The sequence below is a fragment of the uncultured Neisseria sp. genome, assembly GCF_951230505.1.
Taxonomy (GTDB): Bacteria; Pseudomonadota; Gammaproteobacteria; order Burkholderiales; family Neisseriaceae; genus Neisseria.
The window spans coordinates 1-4,948 of sequence record NZ_CATNVN010000135.1 but is presented as its reverse complement, the minus strand read 5'-3'; the positions used below and the strand labels follow the sequence as shown (position 1 = coordinate 4,948).

At 52.8% G+C, this 4,948-nt stretch carries 2 protein-coding genes; both read left to right on the top strand.

What is annotated here, in order from left to right; all coding sequences use genetic code 11:
- The coding region (gene carB, locus Q1M25_RS08035) for a carbamoyl-phosphate synthase large subunit (RefSeq protein ID WP_300483743.1) at nt 1-3,210 on the top strand (3,210 nt) is incomplete at its 5' end.
- A 200-nt stretch (nt 3,211-3,410) separates the two neighbouring features.
- The coding region (locus Q1M25_RS08030; protein WP_300483740.1) for a type I restriction-modification system subunit M at nt 3,411-4,948 on the top strand (1,538 nt) is incomplete at its 3' end.

The window sequence follows — 4,948 nt, the reverse complement described above, 5'->3', positions numbered from 1 at the left end:
AAACGTACCGACCTAAAATCCATCCTTATCATCGGCGCCGGCCCTATCGTTATCGGTCAGGCCTGCGAATTTGACTATTCGGGCGCACAGGCCTGCAAAGCCTTGCGTGAAGAAGGCTATAAAGTCATTCTGGTGAATTCCAACCCCGCCACCATCATGACCGACCCTGAAATGGCGGATGTTACCTACATCGAGCCGATTATGTGGCAGACGGTGGAAAAAATTATTGCCAAAGAGCGTCCTGACGCGATTCTGCCTACCATGGGCGGTCAGACCGCGCTGAACTGTGCGCTGGATTTGGCGCGCAACGGCGTGCTGGCGAAATACAATGTCGAGCTGATCGGCGCGACCGAAGACGCCATCGACAAAGCAGAAGACCGTGGCCGCTTTAAGGAGGCGATGGAGAAAATCGGCCTCTCCTGCCCGAAATCTTTTGTCTGCCACACGATGAACGAAGCTTTGGCGGCGCAGGAACAGGTTGGCTTCCCTACCCTGATTCGTCCTTCTTTCACGATGGGGGGTTCGGGCGGCGGCATTGCCTACAATAAAGATGAGTTCTTGGCGATTTGCGAACGCGGTTTTGATGCGTCGCCTACTCATGAGTTGCTGATTGAGCAATCCGTTCTCGGCTGGAAAGAGTATGAGATGGAGGTTGTACGCGATAAAAACGACAACTGCATCATTATTTGCTCGATTGAAAACTTCGACCCGATGGGCGTGCATACCGGTGACTCCATCACTGTTGCACCTGCACAAACATTGACCGACAAAGAATATCAAATCATGCGTAATGCTTCGTTGGCAGTATTGCGCGAAATCGGCGTGGATACGGGCGGCTCGAACGTTCAGTTTGCGGTAAACCCTGAAAACGGCGAGATGATTGTGATTGAGATGAACCCACGCGTAAGCCGTTCTTCCGCGTTGGCCTCTAAAGCAACGGGCTTCCCGATTGCCAAAGTAGCGGCCAAACTGGCTGTCGGCTTTACGCTGGACGAGTTGCGCAACGACATTACCGGCGGCCGCACCCCAGCGTCATTCGAGCCTTCCATCGACTATGTGGTAACCAAAATCCCGCGTTTTGCGTTTGAAAAATTCCCCGCCGCTGACGACCGCCTGACCACGCAGATGAAATCTGTGGGCGAAGTAATGGCGATGGGCCGTACCATTCAAGAAAGCTTCCAAAAAGCCTTGCGCGGTTTGGAAACCGGCTTGTGCGGCTTCAATCCGCGCAGTGAAGACAAAGCGGAAATCCGTCGCGAACTGGCCAACCCTGGCCCTGAGCGTATGCTGTTTGTAGCCGATGCGTTCCGCGCAGGATTCACGCTGGAAGAAATCCACGAAATCTGCGCCATCGATCCTTGGTTCTTGGCGCAAATCGAAGACTTGGTAAAAGACGAAAAATCGGTTTCAGACGGCCAGTTGCAAGATTTAGATTACGCCGCTTTACGCCGTCTGAAACGCAAAGGCTTCTCTGACAAACGTTTGGCACAATTGTTGAACGTAAGCGAAAAAGAAGTCCGCGAACACCGCTACGCACTGAACCTGCATCCGGTTTACAAACGCGTCGACACCTGTGCCGCCGAGTTTGCCACCGAAACCGCCTACCTCTACTCCACTTACGAAGAAGAATGCGAATCCCGTCCTTCCGACCGTAAAAAAGTGATGATTCTCGGCGGCGGTCCAAACCGTATCGGCCAAGGTATTGAATTTGACTACTGCTGCGTTCATGCCGCACTCGCCCTGCGCGAATCCGGTTTTGAAACCATCATGGTCAACTGCAACCCCGAAACCGTATCCACCGACTTCGACACCAGCGACCGCCTGTACTTCGAGCCGCTGACCTTGGAAGACGTATTGGAAATCGTCCGCACCGAAAACCCATGGGGCGTGATTGTTCATTACGGCGGCCAAACCCCGCTCAAGCTGGCCAATGCCTTGGTTGCAAACGGCGTGAACATCATCGGCACATCTGCCGACAGCATCGACGCCGCCGAAGACCGCGAACGCTTCCAAAAAGTATTGAACGACTTAGGTCTGCGTCAACCGCCTAACCGCATCGCCCACAACGAAGAAGAAGCCCTCGTTAAAGCCGAAGAAATCGGTTATCCGTTGGTTGTCCGTCCTTCTTACGTACTCGGCGGCCGCGCCATGCAGATTGTTCACTCAGCCGAAGAGTTGCAAAAATACATGCGCGAAGCCGTACAAGTTTCCGAAGACAGCCCCGTATTGCTTGACTTCTTCTTGAACAACGCCATCGAAGTGGACGTAGACTGCGTTTCAGACGGCCAAGATGTCGTGATCGGCGGCATCATGCAACACGTCGAACAAGCAGGTATCCACTCCGGCGACTCAGGCTGCTCATTGCCTCCATACTCATTGGACGAAGAAATTCAAGACGAAATCCGCCGTCAAACCAAAGCCATGGCATACGCACTGGGCGTAGTCGGCTTGATGAACGTACAGTTTGCCGTACAAGACGGCGTGGTCTTCGTACTGGAAGTGAACCCACGCGCCAGCCGTACCGTACCGTTCGTATCCAAAGCCACCGGCGTACCGCTCGCCAAAGTCGGCGCGCGCGTGATGGCAGGCATTTCACTGAAAGAGCAAGGCGTAGAAAAAGAAGTCATCCCGGACTTCTACGCCGTTAAAGAAGCCGTGTTCCCATTCATCAAATTCCCGGGTGTGGACACCATTCTCGGCCCTGAAATGCGCTCTACCGGCGAAGTCATGGGCGTAGGCGCAAGCTTCGGCGAAGCATACTTCAAAGCCCAACTCGGCGCAGGCGAACGCTTGAGCACAACAGGCAAAGTGTTCCTCGCCGTACGCGACGAAGACAAACCGCTCATTGTCAAAACCGCACAAAACTTCCAAGCACTCGGCTACGGTGTCTGCGCCACTCGCGGTACCGCCGAATACTTGAAAGAACACGGCATCATCGTGCAAGCGGTCAACAAAGTGCAGGAAGGCCGCCCACACATCGTGGACGCAATTAAAAATGGCGAAATCGCACTGGTGGTCAACACCGTCGGCAGCACAGTACAATCTGTTACCGACAGCCACAGCATCCGCCGCACCTCCCTCACCCAACGCGTACCGCAATACACCACCATCGCCGGCGGAGAAGCCATGAGCGAAGGCGCAAAAAGCCGTGAACACTTGGGCGTGTACAGCGTACAGGAATTGCATGGCCGATTAAAAGCAATGAAGTAAGGGAAATTTGGACTGTTTTAATTCAGCCCAAGAAGATGCAATTCAGATCCACAGATTGGATTTATGACTGAATCCATGATTACTGAAATTCATCTTGATAGTTACCCATACGTTTATTACATATGAGGCCGTCTGAAAGGCTGGTTCCCAACTTTTCAGACGGCCAAACTTATCCTCTCACAACAATAAGGAAACGTCTAATGTCCGCCACACAACAACGCGCCCAACTCCACCGCCAAATTTGGAAAATCGCCGATGAAGTACGCGGCGCGGTGGATGGCTGGGACTTTAAACAATACGTTCTTGGTACGCTTTTCTACCGATTTATCAGCGAAAACTTCACCGACTATATGCAGGCAGGCGACAGCAGTATTGATTATGCCGCTATGTCCGACAGCATCATCACGCCCGAAATCAAAGACGATGCCGTCAAAGTCAAAGGCTATTTCATCTACCCCAGCCAGCTTTTTTGCAATATTGCCGCCAAAGCCCATCAAAACGAAGAGCTCAACACTAAGCTGAAAGAAATCTTTACCGCGATTGAAAGCTCCGCCTCCGGCTATCCGTCCGAACAAGCCATCAAAGGCCTGTTTGACGACTTCGACACCACCAGCAGCCGGCTCGGCAGCACCGTTGCCGACAAGAACAAACGCCTTGCCGCCGTCCTCAAAGGCGTGGCGGAACTCGATTTCGGCAGTTTTGAAGACCACCACATCGACCTTTTTGGCGATGCCTACGAATACCTGATTTCCAACTACGCTGCCAACGCAGGCAAATCCGGCGGCGAATTTTTCACCCCGCAAAGCGTCTCCAAACTGATTGCGCGGCTGGCGGTGCACGGGCAGGAGAAAGTCAACAAAATTTACGACCCCGCTTGCGGCTCGGGCAGCCTGCTCTTGCAGGCGAAAAAACAGTTTGACGAACACATTATTGAAGAAGGCTTCTTCGGGCAGGAAATCAACCACACCACCTACACCCTCGCCCGCATGAACATGTTCCTGCACAACGTCAATTACAACCAATTCCACATCGAATTGGGCGACACGCTGACTAACCCCAAGCTCAAAGACAGCAAACCCTTTGATGCCATCGTCTCCAATCCGCCTTATTCCATCAACTGGATAGGCAGCGACGACCCCACCTTAATCAACGACGACCGCTTTGCCCCCGCAGGCGTACTCGCCCCGAAATCCAAAGCCGATTTTGCCTTCATCCTTCACGCGCTGAACTACCTTTCTAGCAGAGGCCGCGCCGCCATTGTCTCATTCCCCGGCATTTTCTATCGCGGCGGCGCAGAGCAGAAAATCCGCCAATATCTGGTGGAGGGCAACTACGTGGAAACCGTGATTGCCCTTGCGCCCAATCTCTTTTACGGCACCGGCATCGCCGTCAATATCTTGGTTTTGTCCAAACATAAAGACAATACCGACATCCAATTTATCGATGCAAGCAGCTTCTTTAAAAAAGAAACCAACAACAACGTCTTAACCGAAGAACACATTGCCGAAATCGTCAAACTCTTCGCCGACAAAGCCGATGTGCCGCATATCGCCCAAAACGCTGCCCAGCAAACCGTCAAAAACAAACACTACGACCTCGCTGTCAGCCACTATGTTGAACCCGAAGACAGCCGCGAGGTCATCGACATCAAAAAACTCAACGCCGAAATCAGCGAAACCGTCGCCAAAATCGAACGGCTGCGGCGCGAAATTGACGAAGTAATTGCAGAGATTGAAGC